The sequence below is a fragment of the Pseudomonas sp. dw_612 genome, assembly GCF_018449725.1.
GTDB lineage: Bacteria > Pseudomonadota > Gammaproteobacteria > Pseudomonadales > Pseudomonadaceae > Aquipseudomonas.
Genome location: NZ_JAAVVC010000004.1, coordinates 60,351 through 85,839 on the forward strand (window position 1 = coordinate 60,351; position 25,489 = coordinate 85,839).

Sequence of the window (25,489 nt, forward strand, 5' to 3'; positions counted from 1 at the left end):
CCCTGTGGGAGCGGGCTTGCTCGCGAAGGCGGTGTGTCAGCTGATATTAGTGTCGACTGACACGACGCCTTCGCGAGCAAGCCCGCTCCCACATAGGGATCTTCATTACCTTGAGGAAATAAAAAGCCCCGATACCTTTAAGGCATCGGGGCTTTTTAGTGTCGCCACAAGCAGTTTCCCGGTGCACGACTAGAATCTGCTACGTTGGCCTTTGCATGATGTAGGAATTTTGTGTTTTCAGGGAGTAGAAAAACATTATGCAAATCAGCAGCCGTTATAAATGGACCACCCTGACCGCCATAACACTGAGTATTTTTGCGGCGCTGATATTCCTTCTTATCAAGTCTTACACCTATGACACGGCCACTTATTTCGAATCCCGAGACTTTGTGCGTCAACTCAAACAACTGGATGCCAATTGGGCGGTGAAAATCCTGAGGGCAAAAATCGGCATCAACAGTAGTTTGCAACTGGGAGCCCCTGCGCAATCAGCTAACCGTTGGGATCAATTGGACAAATTGAACAACTCAGGCCCACTGTCCAACTTATGGAATGATCGCCGACAGGGTTATTTGAACGCCGTACAAAACAAGACGCTACTGGTTGATCAGTTCAAGCAGCACAACGCCGCACTGCGCGCCGCCCTTGATGCCCTGCCCGATGTAGAAGACACCGTTCAAGACTTATTGAAAGAGATCACTGATAAACAACAACTGGAATACCTGGCCAACTCCTGGAATATTCTGAATCTGACGCTGACCACCCTCGAATACGCCTTATATAGCTCCAGGGACAATGCCAAGGAAATCGACAATCAACTGGCCATCCTCAACCAGTACATGAGCCAACTCCCTCCCGAGCGCCAGGCACCTTTTAATACCTATGCCACTCACGTGAACACCATCGTCCGGGAACAACCCATCGTGAATGACCTGCTCGACCGCATTAATGTCATTCCCGTCGCGCAGCAACTGGACAGCATCAATGAGTTATTGAACGAAACCCAGCGGCGAACGGAAGCCCAGGACCGCCAATACCATATCTACCTGGCCATTTGCGCCAGCCTCATGGCATTCCTGCTGGTGTACCTGGCCGGTCGTTTGATTCGCAGTTATACCGTGATCAACAACATCAACAATGAACTGCAAACTGCCAACGAGCGTCTTGAGCAACGCGTCGAAGAACGCACACGGGAACTGATCGAGGCCGAGCGCGAACTGGTGGATGCCGCACGAATGGCCGGCATGGCCGAGATCGCCACCAATGTGCTGCACAACGTAGGCAATGTGTTGAACAGCGTTAACGTCTCCGCCGATGTCATTGCCCATCGCTTGTCGACCAGCAAAACCTTAGGCCTGGGTAAAGCGGTGAAAATGATCAACGATCATGCCGAAGACCTGGGGCAATTCATCACCCTCGATGAGAAAGGCAAACTTCTGCCGCTTTACTTCAATCAACTGGTGGATTCCATCGCTGTCGAGCAATCGGGCATCGTCGATGAACTGTCGCAACTGACCAAGAGTATCGATCACATCAAGGACATCGTTTCCACCCAGCAGGCCTATGCCGGCGCGGCCCGGGTAGTCGAGCCGCTGAACGTCATCAATCTGTTTGAGGACGCCTTGCGGATGAACTCCGGCGCCCTGAGCCGTCACCATGTAACGGTGGTCAAGGACTACCACGACGTTCCAACCATCATTGGCGACAAGCACCGGTTGCTGCTGATCCTGATCAACCTGATCAGCAACGCCAAATATGCGATGTCCAGGGTCACCGAGCAGCAACGGGAAATGACCTTGAGCGTCAGCGTCATCGACCGCTCAACGTTGCGCTTCAGCGTCAAGGATCAGGGCGAAGGCGTCGCCGCCGAAAACCTGTCGCGCATCTTCAATCATGGCTTCACCACCCGCAAGGAAGGCCATGGTTTTGGCCTGCACAGTTGCGCCCTCGCGGCGGTGGAAATGAACGGACGCTTGCATGTACACAGTGAAGGACCGGAACGGGGCGCGGTGTTTACCCTGGAGATTCCGTTGGAGCTGGCGGGCGACTCTGGCAGTGAACAGCAAGCGCCGGGAGACAGAACATCGCTCCCGGCGCTACCGGTGTCCAACCCATGACCACAAACAGGTGATTTACTTCGGTTGCGCCACCGTGCGCAGGTAAGGTTTCACCGTCCTGAAGCCGTCCGGGTATTTCTTCCGGGCGTCTTCATCGGAGACTGAAGTCGGAATGATCACGTCTTCACCCGGACGCCAGTTCACCGGGGTGGCGACGGTGTGTTTGGCGTTCAATTGCAGGGCATCGAGCAGACGCAGCACTTCATCGAAATTGCGCCCGGCGCTCATCGGGTAGATCAGCATCGCCTTGACCTTTTTGTCCGGGCCGATGATGAACACCGAACGCACGGTGGCGTTGTCCACGGCGGTCCGATTGCCGCCGCTGGCGTTCGGATGAATCATGTCGTAGAGCTTGGCCACCACCAGGTTTTCGTCGCCGATCATGGGGTAATTGACGGCGTGGCCCTGGGTTTCTTCGATATCTTTCGCCCAGCTCGCATGGTTGCTGACAGGGTCGACGCTGAGCCCGACGACCTTGGTGTTGCGTTTATCGAACTCCGGTTTGAGCCCGGCCATGTAGCCGAGCTCAGTGGTGCACACCGGGGTGAAGTCCTTGGGGTGCGAGAACAGAATCGCCCACTTGTCGCCGATCCACTCATGGAAATGCAGCGTGCCTTCGGTGCTTTCGACGGTAAAGTCCGGTGCTTCGTCGCCAATACGGATTGCCATGTTCGTTCTCCTTACTGTGAGTTCGTAGGGAAGCTCAACGGTGTTCAGGAACTGCGTTGAACCTGTGACGCGAAACAGTATAGGAGACGGTTCAAGACACGGCGGTTACCGCCCGCCCTTTCGCGATAGCGCGTCGGAGAATGCATTGCGGTACGCCTGCGGGCTCGTTCCAACCACGCGTCGAAAGTGCTCCCGCAGGGAGGTTGGCGAACCGAATCCGGCCTTTAACGCGACCTGTTCAACAGACATTTCGGTGGTCTCAAGAATGCATTGCGCTCGCCGGACCCGTGCGTGCAATAGCCACTGCAAGGGCGTAACACCGAGTTGTTCGCGAAAGCGCCGGCTGAGGGTTCGGGTGCTGATCGAGGCCTTGGCGGCCATTTGCTCCAGGGTCAACGGCTTGTCCAGTTGTTGCTCGATCCACTGCTGCAACGGGTGCAACGTCCCGGTTGATTCGATGGGTTCATGAACGATGAACTGCGCCTGTCCGCCCGCCCGTTCCAGTGGCATCACCGCGAGCCGGGCCGTGGCCGCAGCCACCACGGCGCCATGGTCCTTCCTGATCATGTGCAGGCACAAATCCAGACCGGCAGATGCGCCCGCCGACGTCAGCACTTGCCCGTTATCGATAAACAGTACATTCGGATCGACCGTAATGGCGGGATATCGCGCAGCGAGTGCGGGCGCCGCCAACCAATGGGTCGTTGCGCTTAATCCGTCGAGCAAGCCACTGGCGGCCAGGATGAACGCCCCGGTACACACCGATGCGATCCTCGCCCCCGCTGCTGCCGCCGCGTTCAGTGCGTCTGAAAGTGCCTGCGGCACGGGTGACGTGGTATCAACCAGGCCAGGCACGATAACCGTATCGGCGTGGATCAGGTCGCTCAAATCCCACTTCACCTGAAGGTCGAAGTGTTCCGTTCTGACCACCCGCGACTGCGCGCAGACCATCACGTTGTAAGCGCGTTGCCCGGCGCCAAGGCGAACGCGCTCGAACATTTCAATCGGCAGGGTCAGGTCGAACGAAACCACGCCATGAAACGCGAGAATGGCAACTTTATGGGGTTTGGGCTGTAGCGACATGATGATTATTCACTTGGCTTGAATCCGTCGATGAGTGGCATTTTAGCCAATTGGCGAGGTGGCACAAGGTCGACATACTCAGGCTCCGCTTTGGAGAAACCTACCCATGACGAATGACCTGACTTCACGGTCCCTTGGCACCCTGCGACAGTTGCGCTACGCCGCCATTCTGGAAGGCACCACGCTGGTCGTGCTGCTTGGCATCGCTGTTCCGCTCAAGCACGTCTTCAATTGGCCCGCAGCGGTGCAGATCATCGGTCCGTTGCATGGCCTGGTGTTTTTGCTTTATTGCTGGCTGGTGATCACCGCAGCGGAAAGCGAAAAATGGAAGCGAAGCGATCTGGCCCGGGCGCTAGGTTCGGCGCTGATACCGCTGGGTGGTTTTTTTGCCGCACAGTACTTTCGCAAACAGGCAAAAAAGCTGCATGCCCAGGCCGCTTCCGTTGAGCGAGCAGCGTCATGACTTATCTGTTGATCAAGTCCCTGCACGTTTGCGCGGTCATCTTCTGGTTGAGCGGCATGTTCCTGCAGTCGTTGTTGCTGCTCGCGGGTCGCAACATGTCCGGGCCGGTATTACCTTTGGAACTGACGCGGCTGCGAATGCTGCGTCGATGGTGTCGCGGCATGACCGTACCGGCGATGGCCCTCACCTGGCTGAGCGGCCTGACCATCGCCACGCTCGGCGGCTGGACCGGCGAGCACTGGTTGATCCTCAAGCTGGCCTTCGTCCTGGCGCTGTCAGCGATGCATGGCTGGCTATCGGGCGCGCTGCGGCGACGCCTGGAATGCCCGACTGAAGCCCCCTCCTCCAACCTGCGCCTGGTGTTCCCGAGCCTGCTGGCCATGACGTCCGCCATCGTTTTTCTGGTCATCAACAAACCTTTTTGATGATGCCGACCTCAAAACGGCGCGTCCCCCAAAATAGTCGCCCGGTGCATGACTCGCCTGTTTGGGCGGTAGTCATCGATGGCGTAATGCTGGGTGATCCGGTTATCCCAAAAGGCCACGTCATTGGCTTTCCACTGCCAGCGAACCGTGAATTCGGGGCGGCTCACATGGCTGAACAACAAGGCCAATAGCGCGTCACTTTCCTTCGCTTCCAGTTCATTAATGCGCGTGGTGAAGCCTTCATTGACGAACAGTGCCTTACGGCCCGTTGCGGGATGCGTCCTGACCACCGGATGGGACAGCGGCGGATGATCCTTCCGGGCTTTTTCGTAGCGTTGCAGCGCTTCGGGCGTGCTGCCAAAGCGCTCGGTGGGAAACGACTTGGTCAGTTCATGAGTCGCAGTCAGGCCATCAAGCAGCTGTTTGAGCGGCGCAGACAACGCCTCGAAAGCGGCCACGCCATTGGCCCACAACGTATCGCCACCGTAAGCAGGCACGTGCCGGGCCGCCAGCACCGAGCCCATCGCCGGCTCGGCGAGGAAGGTCACGTCGGTGTGCCAGATGGCATTGTCCCGCACGTCGGTGACGGCGGTGTCGATCAACAACAGCTCCGGATGTTGCTCGACATGCGGATAAATGGGATGCCGGTGCAAATCGCCGAAGCGCGCGGCAAACGCCACGTGTTCGGCGGCCGTTATCGTCTGGTTGCGAAAGAACAACACCTGATGCTGCAGCAACGCCTGCTCGACCCAGTGATGCTGTTCATCGCTCAACGGCCGGCGCATGTCCAGACCTTCAACCTCGGCACCGATCGTGGGGCCGAGGGGGCGAAGAGTAAGGCTCATGATTACTCCCCGATAAACTTGTCACTGACGAAGGCAGAGTAGTCAGGCAAGACCTTTTCGATTTTCCCCTGCTCTTTCAGAAACTCGGCGGTTTTGCCGATTTCGCTCGCGGTGCCGCCGGCGAGAAATTGCGCGGTCTTTTGTTCCGAGGCCGTGGGGAAATAGGAGCCATCGAGCAGTTCAGGAATATCCGCCGCATTCGCGCCGGTGAGCCGGGCAATGCTTTTCACCGGTTCAGAGGTGACGGTCCAGTCTTTTTTGTGCGCCGAGTAGTCGGCAATCGCCGCCAGGCTGACTTTGGCAAAATCGGCCACGACCTTCGGGTTCTTCTCCGCGAAATCCTTGCGTGCCACCCACACTTCAAAGGTCGGGGCGCCCCAGTTTGACACTTCAGCCGCGTCGGTCAGGATCTTGCCGGTCTTGCGAATTTCACCCAGCGCAGGCGACCAGGTAAAGGCACCGTCGATGTCGCCACGCGCCCAGGCGGCGGTGATCTGCGCCGGCGTCAGGTTGACGATGTTGACCTTGCGCGGGTCCAGGTTCCAGTGCTTCAGCGCGCCGAGCAGGCTGTAATGCGAAGTCGAAACAAACGGCACCGCGATGGTTTTTCCGAGCAGGTCTTCAGGTGTTTTTATGCCACTGCCATCGCGCACGACCAACGCTTCGGAACTGCGAATCTGCGCGCTGACAATGAACGCAACGAGCGGCATGTTGCGCGACGCCGCAGCAGCCAGCGGGCTTGAACCCAGGTTGCCGATCTGCACATCCCCGGAGGCCATGGCCGCCAGAACGGCCGGGCCGGCGTCGAACTTGCGCCAGTCGATTTTCTCGCCGATGCCCTTTTCATATTCCCCATCCGCAATCGCGCGTTTGATGGGGTCGATGCCATTGATGTAGCCAATGGTCAGTTCGGCGCTATGAGCATTCAAAGAAAGTACAGCGAGCCCCAAAGCCGAGATGAGATATCTCGCCCGTTTAAGCGTTTTCATTGGTATGGATTCCTGAGCAAATAGGCGTGAACAGCACAATTCTGGACTTCAGAGGCGCCGATCTGCTTAGAGGATAATGATCTATAAAAATTAATATAAATACTGTTATGGAATGAGCTTAGACGTGTTGAAGCGCTCACCCAGGCTGAACGCCGATGAGCGCTTTTGTTACTTCAACACCTCCCGGGCAATGATCTCTTTCATGATCTCGGAAGCGCCGCCATAAATCCGCTGCACCCGCGCATCCACGTAAGCCCGGGAAATCGGGTATTCGCTCATGTAGCCATAGCCGCCAAACAGTTGCAGGCAACCGTCGACCACCCGCCCCTGCATTTCGGTGCAGGCCAGCTTGGCCATGCTCACCGACGCGACGTCCAGCGTCCCTGCTTCGAAGCGCTCGCGGCACTCGTTGACGAAGGCTTTGTGCACGCGCATGTCGGTGTGCATTTCCGCCAGTTTGAAACGGGTGTTCTGCAGTTCCGCGAGCGGTCCGCCGAACACTTTTCGTTCCTTGACGTAGTCCACGGTCAGCGCCAGTGCGCCCTCGGCAGCCGCCACCGCCATGGTCGCCAGGCTCACTCGTTCGCGTTGCAGCTCATTCGCCAACACCACGAATCCTTTGTTTAACTCGCCCAACATGGCCGTGGCGGGCACTCGAACATCCTGGAAAAACAGCTCGGAGGTGTCCGCAGAATGGCAGCCGATCTTGTCCAGATTGCGCCCGCGCTCAAACCCCGGACTGTCGCTGTCGACGATAAATAGTGACAGCCCCTTGGCGCCGGCCACGTCCGGATTGGTCCTGGCGACCACGATCACAAAATCGCAATGCTGGCCGTTGGTGATAAAGGTCTTGGAGCCGTTGATGACGTAGTGATCGCCGTCCGGCTTCGCACTGGTGCGGATGCCCTGCAAGTCGGAGCCTGCACCGGGTTCGGTCATCGCGATGGCGCCGATGCGCTCGCCCGTGACCATCTTCGGCAAGTAGGTGATTTTCTGCTGTTCGGTGCCGACGTTGAGAATGTAATGCGCCGCAATGTCGGAGTGCACCGCCAGGCTTCCGGCCAACGCGGAGCAACCGGCCAGGCCCAGTTCTTGCGACACCACCATGGAAAATTCAAACGTCGCGCCGGCACCGTCGTAGTCTTCGGGAATATCGACGCACAAGAGCCCGGTGCGTCCTAACTTGTTCCAGAAGTCGCGCGGGACGATGCCGGCTTTTTCCCACTGTTCGTAGTGGGGAACAACTTCGTTTTGTACAAAGCGCCGCACATTGTGGCGGAACAATTGCAGTTCCGGTTTATCCGTCTCGATGCCCATGACTTGCCTCTTATTGTTGTGCGCCATCCGCTGGAGAGATGGCGAATTTATCGACCGGCAGGTTAAAGCGTCACTACGGCTTCACCGAGTAACGTCTGAGTGCCGTTGGCGGTCGTGGCGGCAATGCTCAGGCGCGCCAGTTGCACGCCCTGCTCTTCAAACAACTCGACCACCGTGCCCGTGCACGTAATCACGTCATGCACGTGGGTGATCGCGACGAAACGGCTGGTGAACGTGCGCAATTTCGACTGCGGCTGCCAGTCCGTCAGCATGCGTCCGAGGTAAGCCATGGACAACATGCCGTGGGCAAACACATCGGGCATGCCGGCTTTTACCGCGAAGTCGGAATCGACATGGATCGGGTTATGGTCGCCCGAAGCGCCGCAGTACAGGGCCAACGTGTGGCGAGAAACCGGCGGCAACTGCAAGGGCGTTATTGCACTGCCCACTTGAATATTCGACATGAAAGACATCCCTCCTTAATTGCGATAAACCAGGTTGCACTGGGCCTTGGCGACCAACTTGCCGTTTTGATTGGTGTAGGTGCTCTCCGTCACCACAAACTCCAGGGCGCCGTCCTTTTTGTCGTACATATCGATGATTTTGCGCGCGACGGTGATTTCATCCCCGGCGTAAATCGGCTCGAAGTATTCAAAGGACTGGCTGCCATGAAGAATGCGGCCGACCTCCAGTTGCAACGCTTGCACTTCGGGCGGCAGATCACTCTCACCGTCCATGTCCAGCACTGACGCATAGGTGGGCGGCGCGGGGATCGAGCGATAACCGGCGGCCTGGGCACTCGGCGCATCCAGATAGATGCGATTGCGCTCGCCAATGGCTTTGACGAAAAACGCCAGCCGACCCTTTTCAACGGAGACAACGAACGGCTTGAATTCGGTGCCGATCTTGGTGCGATCCAACATGGCGATCTTCCTTTTTTGTTATTGGACTGCGCAGGGCTAAACGCTGCGGTACATCGTGACGACTGCCGCTCCGCCCAGGCCCAGGTTGTGCTGCAAGGCCACTCGCGCCCCTTCGACCTGACGCGCGCCGGCCGTGCCGCGCAGATGCCAGACCAGTTCGGTGCATTGGGCCAGGCCGGTCGCGCCCAAGGGGTGCCCCTTGGACATCAGCCCGCCGGATGGATTGACCACGTAGCGCCCGCCGTAGGTGTTGTCGCCGTCATGAATGAACTGCTCGGCCTGCCCTTCGTCACACAGGCCCAAGCCTTCGTAGGTAATGACTTCGTTGGTGGTGAAGCAGTCGTGCAATTCCACCACTTGGGCCGCTTCAGGACCCAGGCCGGCCTCTTCGTAAACCTGCTGCGCGGCTTTGCGGGTCATTTTTGCGCCGATCAGGTTGATCGGATCGGTCCAACTGTCCTGCAGGTCGGTGACCATCGATTGCCCGATGATTTCCACGCCGCCAGCGCTGCCGTGTTTGCGCGCAAATGCTTCGCTGCAGACGATGACCGCTGCCGCGCCACAGCTCGGCGGACATGCCATCAGGCGGGTCAAATAGGGTTTGTAGATAATCGGCGCTGCCATCACTTCTGCCACGGTCAGTGGTGTGGTGAACATCGAGAACGGATTCTTGATCGCATGGCTGCGGGTCTTGGCCGAGACGCGGGCAAAGATGTCAGGGTTGGCGCTGTATTTCTCGATATACGCCGTTCCCGCCGAGCCGAACATCCGCAACGCCAAAGGCCCCTCGGGCGCATCGGCGACTTCATTCAGACGTTGCACCATCGGATCGAACGGCGACTCACGGTCATTCCAGACCGAACCCAATGCGCCCGGCTGCATCTCCTCGAAACCCACCGCCAACGCACACTCGACAGCGCCGCTCGCTACAGCCTGGCGCGCCAGAAACAGGGCCGTCGAACCCGAGGAGCAGTTGTTATTGACGTTGATAATCGGGATGCCGCTCATGCCGACGCCATACAAGGCATGTTGCCCGCAGGTGCTGTCGCCGTAGACATAACTGGCATACGCCTGTTGCACTAATCGGTAGTCGATACCGGCATCTTCCAGGGCGGCTTGCACCGCTTTGGTAGCCATGACCCGGTACGGTTCCTGGGTGCCTGGTTTACAAAACTTGACCATCCCCACACCGGCAATCCGAACATTGGACATCTCTGTTTCCTCTTGCGGGTGGGTTACTTTTTAGTGGCCAACAAGTCGATGCCGACCATACGGCCAACGGCGTTGAAGGTGCTCAAAACATCTTCCGCCGGCTCGGACTCACCGAAGTCACAGATATCACTCCAGCGCTCGGCAACTTGTTCGGCACTGACGGCGTGCTCGATACCGAAGGCCACGCCTTTACTACGCTCGGTGCGGACTTTCGCGAACCAACTGGCGCCGACTTCAAACACACCACCGTTTTCGGTGCTGTCTTCGGCGCACAACTTGATCGCCAACGGCACGACATAATCCGGGCTGGTCGCCTTGAGCACTTCTTCGGGCCAAATTGTCTCGGTCAAACGGGAACCGGCAATCGGCGCAATAACGTTGGAGTAGATGTTGTTGCGCGCGCCTTCAATGGCCAGGGTGCGACCCAGGCCCAGCAACGCGGATTTGGCCGAGCTGTAGTTGGCCTGGCCGAAGTTGCCGTAGAGCCCGGCAGCAGACGTTGTAAAAATGATCCGGCCAAAACCCTGCTCGCGCATGCTTGCCCAAGCGGCTTTAGTCACTTTATAAGCGCCGTCCACATGCACGCGGTAAATCAACTGCCAATCGGTATCGGTCATCTTGGCAAAACTGGAATCGCGCAAGATACCGGCGTTGTTAATGACAACGTCCACCCGGCTGTAGTTATCCAGCGCGGTCTCGATAATTCTTTCGCCGAACTCCACCGAGTCATAGTTGGCTACCGCTTGACCACCGGCGCTGCGGATTTGCGCGACCACCAGATCAGCGGCCGTAGCACTTTGTCCTTCGCCGTGACCACTGCCGCCCAAGTCATTGACCACAACTTGTGCGCCACGGCGGGCAAACTCCAACGCATAAGCGCGGCCTAAACCGTTGCCCGCGCCAGTCACAACTACAACTCGCCCGTCAAATCGTATCTGATTCATTTAGGAGTGCCTTGATTGTTCTTATTGATAGGTAACTGGATGTACTTTGCCGGCGGTCTTGTCGGCAAACAATGCCGACATAGACCAACTAAATTAACAATAACGCGCTTGGGTGCCGCTTGAAGTTTCTGGATAACCCATCGTTGCGACAGGTTTATCCAACGCTATTAATTAATTGATCGCACGCTGGCGATCACGCCAATACACTTCGCGCAACTCTACTTTTCGTAATTTTCCAGCCCCGGTCATCGGGAAAGGTTCTTCACGAAACACGACACTGCGCGGACACTTATAACCGGCAATGTATTGTCGGCAATGGTCGATGACTTCCTGTTCCGTTGTACCGGCTGATTCACGCAAACGAACAATGGCATGCACCGACTCGCCCCATTGTTCGCTGGGAATGCCGATGACAACCACTTCGTGTATGGCCGGATGCTTGGAAATGGCACTTTCCACTTCAGCGGAGAACACATTCTCGCCACCGGAGACGATCATGTCCTTGACCCGGTCCACCAGAAACAGAAAACCTTCGTCATCCAGATAACCGGCGTCGCCGGTCATGACCCAACCATCAACCAACGCAGTCCTGGTCTGCTCTGGGCTGTTCCAGTAGCCGAGCATGGTATTGGGGCCGCGTACCGCCACTTCACCGATGCCACCCTCCGCCAGCGCTTCGCCTTTATCGCCGACGATTTTCAACTCTACGCAATAGGCGGCCTGCCCCGCAGACCTTAATCGGCGTGCATTCGGCCCTTCGATGACGTGGTATTGCGGCTTCAAAATAGTCGCGATGGGCCCCAGTTCGGTTTGCCCGTAAGCCTGGTAGAAATCCACATTCGCGAAACCCTCGATGGCTCGCAGTAAAGTGCCTTCCGGCATTGGCGAGGCGCCGTAGACCATCTTGCGCAGGGACGAAACATCGGCATTGGCCAGTGCGGGATGGCTCAACAACATCGAGATCATGGTCGGCACCAGCAACACGTCCGTGACGTTGTGCTCGGCAATGGTCGAGAGCACGTTTCCAGGCTCAAAGGCCGGAACAAACACATGGGTCGACCCGGCAATCGAATTGGCAATCGAAAATGCCAGATCGGCCAGATGGAACATGGGCGCGGCGTGCAGATAGACGGTGCCGGGTTCATTCACCGAAATCCCCGCCATGACCGATATGGCGCTGCTCCACAGGTTCTGATGGGACAACATCACACCTTTCGGAAAACCCGTCGTGCCGCCGGTGTAGAAGATCCCGGCAAGGTCAGCGTAATTGGCCTGGGACGCCTCGACCGGCTCCGCGGCGTCGAGCAACGTTTCATAATTCAGCATGCCCTCAGGCGTGTCCCCGCCCCCCATGTAGATAAGGGTTTCGAGGCTATCCACCTGATGAAAAATCTCATGGGCAATGCCTTTGAATGCCTCATCGACCACCAGCACCGTCGCCCCGCAATCGCGCAGGGAATAGACGTTTTCCTTGACGGACCAGCGCGTATTCAAAGGCACCACCACGCGATTGGCCCATGGCACCGCAAAACACAATTCAAAGTAACGATCCGAGTTCAGCGCCAGAATCGCCACCCGGTCCCCCGCCTGCCCGCCTGAAGCGAGCAACGCACCAGCAAACCTGGCCACGCGCGTGTGGAGTTCTGCCCATGTTTGCCGCCGAACGCCGTCCACTGTAGCGATATGGTTGGGAGTGACTTGCGCGTTGCGTTTGATCGACTGGAACAGGTACATGGGAGCCTCTTTTTATAATTATTGGGTATTAACACGCCTTGCGCCGGGCTAACAGAGAATAGAAGCTTTCCAGACTAATATCAGCGATAGACCACATAAAAGGTACATTCACACATTGATGTTTCTGATCTTGCTAAACCGGTTAAATCATTGATATGCATTGACTTCGTGCAACCGACACATCGATACTAATTTTTATCCACCTCGTAGAACAATGCCCTAAAGCAACAGTGAAATGAACATTTCCGCACAATGAGCCGGCCCATCGGGAGCGCAATGAAAAAATACACTGCCAGCAATCACTACCTGTCCGTTTTACTGGGGCAAGTGGCTGCCAAAGGTCTCGATACCGCCGACCTGCTGCGTGAAACCGATATTTCCGAAGAGTTGCTGCACAGTCCTCAAGCCCGCATTGGCGTGGACAAGTTGGCCCGAGTGGTGCAAAAGACCTGGGAAGCCCTTCAAGACGAATATCTGGGTTTTACCCTGACCCCTTGTAAAATCGGCACGTTGTACCTGATGGGTAAACTGGCGCTGCATGAGCCTAATCTGGAAATGGCATTGAAAATTGCCACCCGTTTCTATCGAACCATCGAAAATAACTACCAGATAGAACTGTTAAAAGACGGCGATGAAGTTCGCTTGATCTTTACGTTCAACAATCCGGAACTCGACCCCCACCATTTATTTTCCGAATTCCTGATGATTGTCTGGCACCGCTTTTTCAGTTGGCTCGTGGGCAAATATATTCTGTTGGGGCACAGCACGTTTAAATACCCGCCACCGCCCCATGTCGACGAATATAAATTCCTGTTTCCCGGCGACCAAAGTTTCTCGGAACCCGTCAACAGCCTGGCCTTTCATAAAAAGTATCTTCAGTTACCGGTGATCCAGTCCGAGAGCGCGCTGAAGGAATACTTCCATAGAACGCCCATCGATATGCTGATGAAGCTGGAAAATGATGACAGCTACAGCACGCGAATCCGCCTGATGATCGAAAGCCGAATGGAAGAAGGTTTTCCTGATTTCACGATAGTGGCCAGCGAGTTCAACATGGCGCCACAAACCCTGCGACGTAAATTGGCCCAGGAAGGCACGCCCTACCAGACGATCAAGGACACCATCCGCCGCGACTTCGCCATCTTCCATCTGACGCAACGCAACCTGCCCATCAATGAGATCGCGATCAAAGTCGGCTTCACTGAACCGGGTGCTTTTATCCGCGCGTTTAAAGGATGGACGGGTGTGACACCTGGGGATTATCGGCGCATTGACTGATCCCGGGCAGAGAACCCTGCCCGGGATTTTTCGACTACCGCGGGACCGTTTACTTAACGAACGCCAGACTGTCTAAGCGCTGTCGGGGTGTAGTCAATGTTGTTGGCCTTGAACGCAAAGTCATAAGCCTGGCTCTCTTCGTTCTTGAACCCGAGGGCCAGATAGCGCCCGGAGATCAAATCGTAAAGTGTTTCCACGGTCAACCACGGAATCTGCTGGTTGTAGTAAAACTGCGGATGCCCTTCGGCCACACGCCACAACGTACCGCGGCCGTCATAGTGGTCGACTGTCGCGGCCTGCCAGGTGTCCTCGTCGATGTAGAAATCGCGTTTGGAATAAATATGCCGGGCGCCCGGTTTAAGGGTGGCCACGACATGCCATACCCGATGCAACTCGTAGCGTGTCAGGTCCTGATTGATATGGCCGGCCTTGACCACGTCGTCATACTTCAATTTCGGTGAGTCCAGGCGATAACTGTTGTAAGGGATGTACACCTCTTTTTTCCCTTCAAGCTTCCAGTCGTATCGATCCGGGGAACCGTTATACAAGTCAAAGTTGTCCGAGGTGCGGGTGCCATCGGAGGCACTACCCGGGCCGTCATAGGCAATCTGCGGAGCACGCCGCACCCGACGCTGCCCGGCGTTATACACCCAGGCCATGCGCGGCTCTTTTACCTGATTCAGCGTTTCGTGAACCAGGACAACCGATCCGGATAAACGTGTCGGCGATATGACTTCCTGCTTGAAGAAAAACAACAGGTTCGATTGTTTGACCGGATCAAAATCATTCAGCCCTCGCGAGAAAGTCATCTGATCCTTGAAGCGCACCAGGGAATACGAACCATCGGTTTGTGGAGTGACTTGGGTAATCAAACGCGAAACGCCCTCTCCCCGATAACGCGTCAAGTGGTTCCAGATCACTTCCAGGCCCGTATGCGGAATCGGGAAAGGAATGGCGGTGCTGAAACCGTCCAGACCATTACCGTCTTCAACAAGATTGGCCTTCAACGCATTTTGACGAATAGCCGCCAACACATCGTCCGGCAAGTTCGCGGTTCGATGCGTGGTGAAGACCGGCATCGTGTAGCTGTCAGGGTAGCGCGCGAACAATGCAAGCTGTCCGGGCGTCAGATTCTTCTTGTACTTGTCCAGGGTCTTCGCGGTGATGGTGAACAGCGGTTTCTCCTGCGGAAAGGGATCGGCCAGAAAACCTTTGGCATCCACCGCCCCGGCATTTTTCGGCAGGCCGCCGGTCCACGCCGGAATGCTGCCGCCGGCATTCGCGGCTTTTTCAGCGCCGACCGGCGTCAGGTCTTTACCCAACCTGGCCGCTTCAACTTCCGAAACAGCAGACAATGCATGACCACTGGCCAAACACAGGCCGAGCGCGGAGACACCTATTGAATAAGCAATAACGTTCATATAAACCTCTTGGCAGACTTTATTTTTATAACTAGAAGTTCACACCCATACTCAGGGCGACAAAGTCACGATCAATTTGTGCGTTGTAAGTGCCACCAAAAAAGTCGGTGTAGTTGAGGGTCGCCGTGTAAGTATTTTTATAATCAGCGGTCAATCCAAGGCTGATAGCTTTACTGCCCTCGTTGAAACCGGCACTTTGCGACGGCGCATAACCCTTGACGTCATGGGACCAGGAAATACTGGGTTGCAGGTTTATCCCGGCAATAGCGCTTGGATAATCCAGTGAGGCGCGACCGCGATAACCCCATGAAGTCGTGGTCACAAACCCGTCGTTATTACAGAACTTCGGCTGTGCATTCGAACACTTGCTGTTGTCCGGATAGATTTGACCCAGGCCATAGACGTTGTCGCGACCGTAACGCACGCCGCCGTTGCCTTCCAACCCGGCCACGTAGACCGCGCCAACTTCGCCAACCAACGACAGGCGACTGGCCCCCAGTACCTGGTCAACGAAGTGCACGGCCGTGACTTGCATCTGCGTCACGTCCTTGCGCTTGTAGCCGGTCATGTCAGTCGAGTTGCCAACCGTCATGTCGCCACTGGAAAGGATTGGCGATTGCGCTGCGGCGCCGATGGTGGCTTGCAGCAGATCAACGGTATTTAACTGCAGCGGCAAGTTCGGTCGGTAGCTGATCTCACCGGACAACGCCGTCCCCGTCGGCAACGTGGTGGCAAAACTCAACCCGTACATCTGAATATCTTCCGGGTACTCGATAAAGTAGTTAGCCGTCCCGAAACGATACGCCGGCGCCAGGCCTGCCACCGCAGTGCCACAACCAGCGGAATTAGCGGCGATTCCCAGATTCGCACACAACTGCGGGGCGAACCCCAGGTCGGTGGCATGGGCACTGGTTTGCGAACTGAGGTAAGGGCTGCGACTGTGGTAGTTGACGAAGTACGCGCCAAACTCCGTGTCCAGCGGTTCGAACATATAGCGCATGGCCGCGCCCCACTGGCCACCGTTACGCGCATCTCTGTCGTCGCCGCGCGGCAGGATGATGCCCTGTTTATCGAGCCCGATGCCCAGCGGGGTCAGGCCTCTGACCGCACTGGCGTTGGTCGTGAGGTTAGGGCCGACCGTGGCAAAGTTGCAGCCATCGGCCAGAATGTCACTGCCGAAGAACGTGCCGCAGTTATCCACGACCGTCTGCTCCCAGTCCAACTGGTAGAACGTCTCAAACCCCAGGTCATCCGTCAGCGCTTGCGACAGGTAGAGCATGTTGACCGGCAGCAGCGCTTCCTTGACCTCCGACCCCGGACGGCGGATCGCAGCCACATCGATGGGGTTGATCACGTTGATCCCGCCCGGGATAAAGGTGCTTTCGCCCCAGTTGACGACTTGCTTGCCCGCACGGAAAGACCCGGGCAGATCACTGATCACGTAGTTGTAATAAGCAAACGCATCCAGGAGCTGCGCGCCGGACGATTTGGCGCCTTCTTTGCGGCCAGCGTCGTCGATGTCCCGAAAACGCCGGTTTTCGTCTTTCAACTCAAAGTCGTACCAGTATTTACCGCGAACAAACACGCCTACATCCTGGTACTTCAATTCCAGGTCATGTACACCCTTGAATATCTTGGAGAAGGTTTCGTGTTTCTTGAAATTCAACCGACCATCGTCCCCGGTCGACGCCGAACCTTTACCGCCATTATTGACGCCAATCAAATGTGAGTCTGGATTACGCAAAGCCCAACTTGACCCGATTGACAGAGAAGAATCAAAACGCCCTTCTATTTCACCAATATTGAAATTCACGGCAAATGCTGGAGCACTTACCGTTAATGCGCAAAGTAAAGGTAGGGTATTTAAGGAACAGCCGCTCGCCACGTGTGTTTTCATCGTCGCATCCAAAATCTTATTATTAGAAGAGACGCTGGCCTTGTGTTTAAACAAGTGCGCCAGGTCTTTCGGAAGTGCGTATATGTGTTGTTGCGTCATGATTGGACGCTTTCTAGCCTGCTCACACAATGACGAGAGCGCACCGAAAAATAAGCAGAAACCTCCACCCCACAGGACAGGAATAACCTTAGAACCTGCTGATGAGGCTTTTTCGTTTGTGCGCCGCTTTTGCAGTTCTGTGCGACAGATCCCACTTCAGGGGCTCCCCTATCGCCGCGTCGTGGTGTTAGTTTGTGAACCTTTCTGACGCAATGATCAGATATTTCATACCTACCAATCTGCAAAGGAATGTCCCCAGCAATGGAATTTTCACTCAAGCACCTGGCCGCGACCACTTTGATTCTGGCCAGCCTTTCGGCGTTTACCACCGCAGCGCAGGCCAACATCAGTGCGCAACAAAGCGCGATCATCCTCAAGACCTTCAGTGCCGCCCCGGTCACGGATTTCCGGCAGTTCCTGGGCAGCGTGGCCAAGAGCGACCTGGCGAAAACCGCCAACCTCGGCCCAGCCATCAGTGCCTTCCTCGACAACAAGACCCTGTCCGCAGACCAGCAAAACGAAATCAATCGCCTGCTGGGGATTTATGCGCGGGTGAAATACGGCAGCGCCGCTACCGAAACCCTGCGCGAACTGGTGGAAATCCCGACCTTCCAAGTGGCCGGCGTCGCCCAGCACGACAATCCTGAATTCATCAAGATCGCCGACAAGATCAAGACCCTGGCCCAGGCGTTCAACCTGAACTTCCGCAACATCGACAACCGTGTCTATGAAATCTCCCTGGAAGGCAGTGGTGATGAAGTCGTGGGCATTCACGCCCATGCCGATGTGGTGCCGGTAACGCCGGAGAACTGGGTCCTGAAGGACGGCACCAAACTCGACCCGTTCAAGGTCACCCTGATCGGTGACCGCATGTATGGCCGGGGCACCGAGGATGACAAGAATGGCATCGTGGTGGCGATGTACGCGATGAAGGTCATCAAGGAAGAGAAACTGCCGCTGGCGCGAAATTTCAAGCTGCTGGTGGACACCACCGAAGAAACCACCGGCGACGCCATTCCTTATTACTTCGAACACAACCCGACACCCAACTACAACCTGGCGCTGGATGGCGGCTACCCGGTGGTGATCGCCGAGAAAGGCTACGGCACCGTGATGGGCAACTTCCCGGTCCGTAAAGGTGAAGGCAAAGGCGCTGAAATCATCTCGCTGACCGGCGGCAAGGCCACCAACCAGATTCCTTCCGCGTCGGTTGCCGTGCTGGTGACGGATAAACCCGCCGAATTGGCGGCCAGCCTGCAAAAGGCCGGGACTGAGTACGCCACGCGCAATGGCGGCAACTTCGAGGTGAGCGCCAAGGTCGACGGCAAAGACGTCAAGTTGGCGGTCACCGGCGTGTCCGCGCACTCCTCCGAGCCCGAGTCCGGCGTCAACCCGGTCGCCCGGATGCTGGTCTTCATCCACAGCCTCGACGGTAAGGTTGCGCTCAAGCACAACCACATTACCGACGCCGCCCGCTACGCCGCCGACAACTGGGGCCTGGATTACCTGGGAGGCAAATTGGGTGTCGGCTTCTCCGATGCGTTCATGGGGCCGCTGACCACTTCGTTGACCTTCGTCGGGCTGGATGAGCAGACCCTCAAGCTCGCGGTCAACCTGCGCGTGCCGAAGGGCGAGTCTCCGGAAACGCTCAAGGCGAAAATCGCGGACAAGATTGGCGCCTGGAGCAAGAAAACCCACGTCGCGGCGACCTTCGACTACTCGATCGCCGAGCCGATGTACCGCAACCCCGAGGGTGAATGGGTCAAGGCGTTGCTGGCCGTGTCCACGGAAAACCTGGGCATGGAACACAAGTACGGCAGCTCCGCCGGTGCCACGTCGGTGCATGAACTGCCCAACGGCGTGCAATTCGGCCTGGCGCGGCCAGAGGTCAAGTACACCGGCCACACTGACAACGAGTTCAAGACTGTCGATCAGTTCCTGCTGGACCTGCAGATCGTGACCGAGATGATGGGGCGTGTCGGGCAGTTGCCGAAATTGTGATCCCTTTCGGACCCGCCGTTCTGGCGGGTCCATTCAATGTCCGGTGGCCTGCCGATACTGGCGCGGGGTAAACCCGGTCAATGCCTTGAACTGACGAGTGAACGCGCTGTGGTCGGTATAGCCGCACTGCAACGCGACGTCGGTGATGGGAATCTCGGTATGCAGCAGTCGATGCGCATGTTCCAGACGAATCTTTTGAATCATCTGCCGTGGCGTCAGGTGGAACACACGCTTGCAGTACCTTTCCAATTGCGCAACCGAAATGCCGGCGATCCGCGTCAGTTCAGCCAAGGTGACGCGCCGATTGAAGTGCGCGCGAATGTGGTCGTCTACCGCCGCCAGACGCTGGTAGGCCGGGTGCGTATCGCTGGTCGATTGCAGATCAACCGAAATCCCCGCCAGGCCGATGATTACGCCGTGACGGTTATACAGCGGCCGCTTGTGCGTCAGGCACCAGCCCGGTTCACGACTGCCGTACAGGTGCAGTTCCAACTGATCCTCCAGGACCAAACCTTGCTCCAGAACACGTCGATCCTGTTCGGTATAACCCGGCCCCAATTGTGCTGGAAACACCTCGGCGCTGGTTTTCCCGAGCAAGGCTTGCAGCTGTTTCAAGCTACAGCGCTGAACCAGCGTCAGGTTGGCCATGACATAGCGCGCCTGGACGTCCTTGATAAAAATCGTCGCATTGGGAATGACGTCCAGCATCGGCAACAGCGGCGCCACGCCCGCCAGTAACGCTTCGATGGTTTCAGGACGACTCGCGTCGCTGCCCTCGCACAGCATCGCCAACGCGTTCTGCATCATCAGTCTCGCCCTCTCAATATTCGAAGTGAGATTGCCCCGTTGCGGGAGCCGTGTCGAGTACTCGCGCATTGTGCTGATTTCGTCATGCGCACCCACTGAAAACATCAATCGCCGGGGTGCAGGGAAGTCCAGGCTACGGCCATTGCATGCGCACCTCTAAAGGATAGGTTTATGAAACTGGTTCATGTGATTGACTCCCATACCGGCGGCGAACCGACGCGCCTGGTGATCAAAGGCTTCCCCCGATTGCCCGGCCAGACCATGGTCGAGAAACGCGACGCCCTGCGCGACCAGCATGACCATTGGCGTCGTGCCTGCCTGTTGGAGCCGCGCGGCAATGATGTATTGGTCGGCGCGCTGTATTGCGAACCGGTGTCGCCGGATGCCACCTGCGGCGTGATCTTCTTCAACAATGCCGGCTACCTCGGCATGTGCGGCCACGGCACCATCGGCCTGGTCAATTCGCTGCATTACCTGGGACATATCAACCCCGGCGTGCACAAAATCGACACGCCGGTCGGCCCGGTCAGCGCCACGCTGCATGAGGACGGCACGGTGACCCTGCGTAACGTGCCCGCCTATCGCCACCGCCAACAGGTGCCGGTCGACGTGCCGGGGCACGGCCGCGTGTACGGCGACATCGCCTGGGGCGGCAACTGGTTTTTCCTGGTCTCCGATCACGGCCAGGTGTTGCAACTCGACAACGTCGAAGCCCTGACCGGGTTCACCTGGGCCATGCTCAAGGCCCTGGAAGCCCAAGGCATCCACGGTGAAGACGGCGCGCTCATCGACCATGTCGAGCTGTTTGCCGATGACGATCAAGCCGACAGCCGCAACTTCGTCATGTGCCCCGGCAAAGCCTACGACCGCTCGCCCTGCGGCACCGGCACCAGCGCCAAAATCGCGTGCCTGGCAGCGGATGGAAAACTGGCCGCCGGTGAAACCTGGATTCAGGCCAGCATCACCGCCAGCCAGTTCATTGGCAGCTACGAATGGGAAGGCGAACGTGTCCGCCCGTTCATCACCGGCCAGGCGTTCATGACGGCTGATTGCACGCTGCTGATCGACGAGCAGGATCCTTTTGCCTGGGGCATTTAAGCCACCGCGCCCTATCCATAAATCTGGAGTGATCACCATGAGCGATAACATTTTCACTGGCTGCATCCCGGCGCTGATGACCCCATGCACGGCCGGGCGCAAACCGGACTTTGACAAGTTGGTGGCCAAGGGTCGCGAATTGATCGATATCGGCATGAGCGCGGTCGTGTACTGCGGCTCCATGGGCGACTGGCCGCTGCTGACCGAAGCCGAACGCCAGGAAGGCGTGGCGCGTCTGGTCGCTGCGGGTGTCCCGACCATCGTCGGCACCGGTGCCGTCAACAGTCGCGAGGCGATTTCTCACGCGGCCCATGCCGCAAAAGTCGGCGCCCACGGCTTGATGGTGATCCCGCGCGTCCTGTCTCGCGGCGCCTCGGCCACCGCGCAGAAAGCCCACTTCGCCGCCATTCTGAACGCCGCGCCGAAACTGCCTGCGGTGATCTACAACAGCCCTTACTACGGCTTCGCCACCCGCGCCGACCTGTTCTTCGAACTGCGCCGCGAACACCCGAACCTGATCGGCTTCAAGGAATTCGGTGGCGCCGCCGACCTGCGCTACGCTGCCGAAAACATCACTTCCCAGGACGATAACGTCAGCCTGATGGTGGGTGTCGATACGCAAGTGGTCCACGGTTTCGTCAACTGCAACGCCACCGGCGCCATCACCGGCATCGGCAACGCACTGCCCCGGGAAGTGCTGCAACTGGTGGCTTTGAGCAAGCACGCGGCCAACGGCGACGCCAAGGCCCGACGCCTGGCCCGGGAGCTGGAATCTGCGCTGGCCGTCCTGTCGTCGTTCGATGAAGGCTGTGACCTGGTGCTCTATTACAAGCACCTGATGGTGCTCAACGGTGACCAGGAATACGCCCTGCATTTCAACGAAACCGATGTTCTCAGCGACGCCCAGCGCCGATACGCCGAGCACCAGTACGCGCTGTTCCGCCAGTGGTACGAACACTGGTCGGCCGAGCAGAACGATGTCTGAGCACGCCACCGAGCCTCCCGACATTGCGGTCGTCGGCGCCGGCATCATCGGCGTCGCCTGCGCGCTCAGACTGGCGCGTCAGGGATTGCGCGTCATCGTTGTCGACCAGCAGGAGCCGGGGCACGGCGCCTCATTCGGCAATGCCGGGCACCTGGCGACCGAGCAGGTCTTCCCCATCGCGGACCTGTCGATTATCAGACGCCTCCCCGCCATGCTCATGGACCCGATGGGCCCGCTGCGCCTGGACTGGAAATACCTGCCCCGCGCCCTGCCCTGGTTCACCCGGCTGTTATTGAACCTGCGCCCGGCGCCGTTCCAACGCACCGTGGCCGGCCTGCGCGCGCTCAACGAGAGCAGCTTCGGCGCCTGGCGGCGGTTGCTGGAGGGCATCGGTTGCGCTGATTTGATGAGGGAAGATGGATCGTTGCTGGTGTTCGAGCGCGCCGAATCGCGTCGGGCAATCGAAGCGGTACACGCCCGGATGCGCCAGCAAGCAGTGCCGGTCGATGTCTGGCAGGCCAAGGATGTCCGCGAAGCGGCGCCGCAACTGAGCGAGCATCTCCAGGGTGGATTGTTCTTTCCGAGTACGGGGCATGTTCTCGACCCCTTTCGCGTCGTCTGCGAGCTGGTGCATGCCGCCAAAACCAGCGGCGTGCAATTCCTCAAACAATACGTCCAGGGCGGACAGGTGCACGAACACGGCATTTCGCTGATCACCGACCAGGGCCGACTGACTGCCCGCCAGGTCCTGATCGCCTGCGGCGCCCATTCGGCGAAGCTCACCGCCGCGCTGACCGGCAAGAAAGTCCCGCTGGACACCGAACGCGGCTATCACCTGATGTTGCCCCATGAGCATGGCCGGTTACCGTTCGCCGTGACCTCGCTGGAACGCAAGTTCATCATGACGCCGATGACCGATGGCCTGAGATTGGCCGGCACCGTCGAATTCGCCGGACTCGAGCGTCCCCCAAGCATGGAGCGCGCCTGGCAGTTGCACCGCCTGAGCCAGGGCCTGTTTAGCCGGGACCTGAACGCGGAGGCCGCCACGCCGTGGATGGGGTTTCGCCCATCTTTGCCGGACTCGCTACCGGTCATCGACCGGGTGTGCGATGGCAAGGTGTTGCTCGCCTTTGGTCATCAGCACTTGGGGCTGACTCAGGCGGCCATCACTGCCGAGCTGATCGCTCGAATCGCTGCGCCCGGGACCACTCACACCGCCCCTGCGCTTCCGGCTATCGAACCCTACAGGCTCGATCGTTTTTGAGCACCACCTGCCGAAGCCTGGAAATCGGCGATCTGCCGCCACATCTCGAGCGGGTTGGAATACATGGGGAAGTGCCCACAGGCCGGAATGGGCGCCAACCGCACACCCTGGCTCGCGATATGCGACAGATAGGACAGCGACGCGTTCTGTTCGCCGTACATGAACAGGCGCGGGCATTTCAAACCGAGAAACTTGCCCATCAGGTCGGCGTTGTCGGAGAGCTCGACCATCGAGCGGAAAATCCCCCGCACCGCCCCGGCACGCACCTTATGCCGCAAACTCGCCGAATAGAGCGCACTGGCGTACGCCGGGGCCTGCCGGGCACGTTCGATGAAAGCCGTGAAAAAGACCTCCGGATCATCGCTCGGATAGTCATCGATCTGACGGCTGAGGAAGCAGTCTTCGGGGGCAATATTGCCCTCGATGTCGACAAAACTGAGGACCCGCTCCGGGAACCGATGGGCGAGCATCAACGCGGTGAGTCCGCCCATGGAGTGGCCGACCAGATGAAAGCGCTCGATATCGAAATGCTCCAGTACTTGCAACGCGGTCTGCATCAAGAACGGGATGGAGATGCTTGAAAGGTCGCTGCACCGGGTTTCGCCGCAACCCGGTGCATCGTAGGCCAGGAACGGATGACCGGCGAACGCTGCCTGCTGCACGATGTCGGCATAGTCCTCTTTGGTCGAACCAAAGCCATGCAGGAACACAATCGGCGCCAGGACGCCATCGCGGTGAAGGGCGGCGACGTTCAGCTGGACCCCTTCTACGGTGAGAGGGAGTTGCGTGTGAATGAACGTGTCGGATGAAACCACGGGAATGACTCCTTGAGCGAAAAGACTGCCACCGCTTCAGTAGTCGGTAGCCTGCGCAATTTCAAGGAGATTGAGCGCTGTGTAAATGACTGATCGGCTAACGCTTTCATACGCCAAACGTATCATCACGCGGCCCGTGTCATGCCTTTTCACGGAACCGGGCAATGACCTCCTCGATGAGCGGGTTGGGCCGATCCGCATTCCAGGCCACCGCCGTCGTCACCACGTTGAGCTTCTGGCTGAGCGGTCGAAACACAACATTGTCCGGAGCGAGTTTTTTCAACGACGCCGGCACCAGCGCGATGCCCTGCCCATAGCTGACAAAGGCGATTTGTGAGGCGACGGAACGCACTTCGTGCAGCACCCGAGGGGAAAAACCGCTGGCCCGACAGGTCGCGATCAAATTGTCGAAATAGACCGGGCTGACCTTTCTGGAAAACATCACCAACGTCTCGTTGGCGAGGCTCGACAGGCTGATCCGCGAGCGCGTCGCCAAGGGATGATCACTGGGCAGCGCCACCACCAGGCGCGCCTCCAGCAGCGGCAACGACTTGATCGAAGCCCCCAGATCACCGTCCAGTCGGGCGAAAGCCAGGTCAATATCCCCGGACTCCAGGGCCGGCACGGCCTCGACGCTGTCGATTTCCCGCACGGAGACGGTCAGGTGCGGATAGTCGTGTTTGAGTTGCTCGATCAACCCCGGCAACACGTCAAACATCGCCGTGGAGATGGCGCCGATGGTGAGCATTCCCGACTGCCCCGCCACCGCCTCTTCCACGGCCAGTTCCAAGCGTTCGAGTTGCTCGGCGAATTTGCGCACCGCCGGCAAAATCGCCGCGCCCACCGGAGTCAATTTCGCTCCGCGCCGCGAGCGCTCGAAGAGCTTGACCTTGAGCGCTTGTTCCAGCACCTGAATCTGCTCGCTCAGCGGCGGTTGGGACATCCCCAGACGCTTGGCGGCGCGGCCGAAATTCTGCTCTTCGGCAACGGCCAGGAACAACCAGAGGTGACGGATCAGACGGAAATTGATCATGATTAATCCATAGTTCAGCGCAGCTTAAACCGATACCCTCCTGAAATCAGCGAACACTTCATTCAGGTAG

The 25,489-nt window shown here is 58.0% G+C and carries 23 protein-coding genes; 8 read left to right on the forward strand and 15 right to left on the reverse strand.

Annotated features, from left to right (window positions below):
* Positions 1 to 257: 257 nt before the first annotated feature.
* Complete coding sequence (locus HB680_RS08115) at positions 258 to 2,117, forward strand: DAHL domain-containing protein (protein WP_213937991.1); 1,860 nt, start codon at positions 258 to 260, stop codon at positions 2,115 to 2,117.
* Positions 2,118 to 2,132: 15 nt separating this feature from the next.
* Here HB680_RS08115 and HB680_RS08120 read toward each other — a convergent pair whose 3' ends face one another.
* Positions 2,133 to 2,786, reverse strand: a complete 654-nt coding sequence (locus tag HB680_RS08120) for a peroxiredoxin (RefSeq protein ID WP_054050904.1) — start codon at positions 2,784 to 2,786, stop codon at positions 2,133 to 2,135.
* A 105-nt stretch (positions 2,787 to 2,891) separates the two neighbouring features.
* Positions 2,892 to 3,869, reverse strand: coding sequence for a helix-turn-helix domain-containing protein (locus tag HB680_RS08125; protein ID WP_213937992.1), 978 nt, complete (start codon positions 3,867 to 3,869; stop codon positions 2,892 to 2,894).
* A gap of 106 nt (positions 3,870 to 3,975) precedes the next feature.
* On the opposite strand from HB680_RS08125, the gene HB680_RS08130 reads away from it, so the two are divergent.
* Positions 3,976 to 4,332 (forward strand): DUF3817 domain-containing protein, encoded by a 357-nt coding sequence (locus HB680_RS08130; protein WP_213937993.1) that lies wholly within the window; start codon positions 3,976 to 3,978, stop codon positions 4,330 to 4,332.
* On the forward strand, positions 4,329 to 4,757 hold the full coding sequence (locus HB680_RS08135) for a CopD family protein (RefSeq protein WP_213937994.1): 429 nt from the start codon (positions 4,329 to 4,331) through the stop codon (positions 4,755 to 4,757). Before HB680_RS08130 ends, HB680_RS08135 begins: the two co-directional genes overlap by 4 nt.
* 11 nt (positions 4,758 to 4,768) lie before the next feature.
* Here HB680_RS08135 and tauD read toward each other — a convergent pair whose 3' ends face one another.
* The 8 genes from tauD to HB680_RS08175 all read right to left on the reverse strand — a co-directional run bounded on the left by tauD (position 4,769) and on the right by HB680_RS08175 (position 12,721).
* A complete protein-coding gene (tauD, locus tag HB680_RS08140; protein WP_213937995.1) occupies positions 4,769 to 5,602 on the reverse strand; it encodes a taurine dioxygenase in 834 nt (277 codons plus the stop codon).
* Between the two features lie 2 nt (positions 5,603 to 5,604).
* On the reverse strand, positions 5,605 to 6,591 hold the full coding sequence (gene tauA / locus HB680_RS08145) for a taurine ABC transporter substrate-binding protein (protein ID WP_213938238.1): 987 nt from the start codon (positions 6,589 to 6,591) through the stop codon (positions 5,605 to 5,607).
* A gap of 168 nt (positions 6,592 to 6,759) precedes the next feature.
* The gene (locus HB680_RS08150) at positions 6,760 to 7,908 is read right to left on the reverse strand and encodes an acyl-CoA dehydrogenase family protein (RefSeq protein ID WP_213937996.1); all 1,149 of its coding nucleotides are present in this window, start codon (positions 7,906 to 7,908) and stop codon (positions 6,760 to 6,762) included.
* Positions 7,909 to 7,970: 62 nt separating this feature from the next.
* Positions 7,971 to 8,381, reverse strand: a complete 411-nt coding sequence (locus tag HB680_RS08155) for a MaoC family dehydratase (RefSeq protein WP_213937997.1) — start codon at positions 8,379 to 8,381, stop codon at positions 7,971 to 7,973.
* 6 nt (positions 8,382 to 8,387) lie between these two features.
* Entirely contained in the window at positions 8,388 to 8,831 is a 444-nt protein-coding gene (locus HB680_RS08160) for a MaoC family dehydratase N-terminal domain-containing protein (RefSeq protein ID WP_213937998.1), read from the reverse strand.
* A 36-nt stretch (positions 8,832 to 8,867) separates the two neighbouring features.
* Positions 8,868 to 10,043, reverse strand: a complete 1,176-nt coding sequence (locus HB680_RS08165; protein WP_213937999.1) for a lipid-transfer protein — start codon at positions 10,041 to 10,043, stop codon at positions 8,868 to 8,870.
* A 23-nt stretch (positions 10,044 to 10,066) separates the two neighbouring features.
* A complete protein-coding gene (locus HB680_RS08170) occupies positions 10,067 to 10,987 on the reverse strand; it encodes an SDR family oxidoreductase (RefSeq protein WP_213938000.1) in 921 nt (306 codons plus the stop codon).
* A gap of 171 nt (positions 10,988 to 11,158) precedes the next feature.
* The gene (locus HB680_RS08175; RefSeq protein WP_213938001.1) at positions 11,159 to 12,721 is read right to left on the reverse strand and encodes a long-chain fatty acid--CoA ligase; all 1,563 of its coding nucleotides are present in this window, start codon (positions 12,719 to 12,721) and stop codon (positions 11,159 to 11,161) included.
* Positions 12,722 to 12,997: 276 nt separating this feature from the next.
* Here HB680_RS08175 and HB680_RS08180 point away from each other — a divergent pair, with 276 nt between their 5' ends.
* Complete coding sequence (locus HB680_RS08180; RefSeq protein WP_213938002.1) at positions 12,998 to 13,999, forward strand: AraC family transcriptional regulator; 1,002 nt, start codon at positions 12,998 to 13,000, stop codon at positions 13,997 to 13,999.
* Positions 14,000 to 14,052: 53 nt separating this feature from the next.
* On the opposite strand, the gene HB680_RS08185 is transcribed toward HB680_RS08180, so the two are convergent.
* Together HB680_RS08185 and HB680_RS08190 are read right to left on the reverse strand one after the other, a co-directional pair.
* The gene (locus HB680_RS08185; RefSeq protein WP_213938003.1) at positions 14,053 to 15,420 is read right to left on the reverse strand and encodes a DUF1329 domain-containing protein; all 1,368 of its coding nucleotides are present in this window, start codon (positions 15,418 to 15,420) and stop codon (positions 14,053 to 14,055) included.
* 31 nt (positions 15,421 to 15,451) lie between these two features.
* Positions 15,452 to 17,317: a DUF1302 domain-containing protein gene (locus HB680_RS08190; protein ID WP_213938239.1), complete on the reverse strand. Its 1,866-nt coding sequence runs from the start codon at positions 17,315 to 17,317 to the stop codon at positions 15,452 to 15,454.
* 360 nt (positions 17,318 to 17,677) lie between these two features.
* Here HB680_RS08190 and HB680_RS08195 point away from each other — a divergent pair, with 360 nt between their 5' ends.
* The gene (locus tag HB680_RS08195; RefSeq protein ID WP_213938004.1) at positions 17,678 to 19,417 is read left to right on the forward strand and encodes a dipeptidase; all 1,740 of its coding nucleotides are present in this window, start codon (positions 17,678 to 17,680) and stop codon (positions 19,415 to 19,417) included.
* Between the two features lie 33 nt (positions 19,418 to 19,450).
* Here the strand turns inward: HB680_RS08195 and HB680_RS08200 are convergent, their stop codons facing one another.
* Positions 19,451 to 20,224 (reverse strand): AraC family transcriptional regulator, encoded by a 774-nt coding sequence (locus tag HB680_RS08200; RefSeq protein WP_213938005.1) that lies wholly within the window; start codon positions 20,222 to 20,224, stop codon positions 19,451 to 19,453.
* Between the two features lie 171 nt (positions 20,225 to 20,395).
* Between HB680_RS08200 and HB680_RS08205 the strand changes: the two genes are divergently transcribed.
* Genes HB680_RS08205 through HB680_RS08215 form a run of 3 tightly spaced genes read left to right on the forward strand, consistent with a single transcriptional unit; the run spans position 20,396 to position 23,571 of the window.
* Positions 20,396 to 21,322, forward strand: coding sequence for a 4-hydroxyproline epimerase (locus HB680_RS08205; protein WP_213938006.1), 927 nt, complete (start codon positions 20,396 to 20,398; stop codon positions 21,320 to 21,322).
* 37 nt (positions 21,323 to 21,359) lie between these two features.
* A complete protein-coding gene (locus HB680_RS08210; RefSeq protein WP_213938007.1) occupies positions 21,360 to 22,307 on the forward strand; it encodes a dihydrodipicolinate synthase family protein in 948 nt (315 codons plus the stop codon).
* The gene (locus HB680_RS08215) at positions 22,300 to 23,571 is read left to right on the forward strand and encodes an FAD-dependent oxidoreductase (protein ID WP_213938008.1); all 1,272 of its coding nucleotides are present in this window, start codon (positions 22,300 to 22,302) and stop codon (positions 23,569 to 23,571) included. The genes HB680_RS08210 and HB680_RS08215 overlap by 8 nt, the downstream gene beginning before the upstream one ends.
* Here the strand turns inward: HB680_RS08215 and HB680_RS08220 are convergent.
* Together HB680_RS08220 and HB680_RS08225 are read right to left on the reverse strand one after the other, a co-directional pair.
* Positions 23,550 to 24,386: an alpha/beta fold hydrolase gene (locus HB680_RS08220; protein WP_213938009.1), complete on the reverse strand. Its 837-nt coding sequence runs from the start codon at positions 24,384 to 24,386 to the stop codon at positions 23,550 to 23,552. The genes HB680_RS08215 and HB680_RS08220 overlap by 22 nt on opposite strands.
* Positions 24,387 to 24,525: 139 nt before the next feature.
* The gene (locus HB680_RS08225; protein ID WP_213938010.1) at positions 24,526 to 25,419 is read right to left on the reverse strand and encodes a LysR family transcriptional regulator; all 894 of its coding nucleotides are present in this window, start codon (positions 25,417 to 25,419) and stop codon (positions 24,526 to 24,528) included.
* Positions 25,420 to 25,489 lie beyond the last annotated feature (70 nt).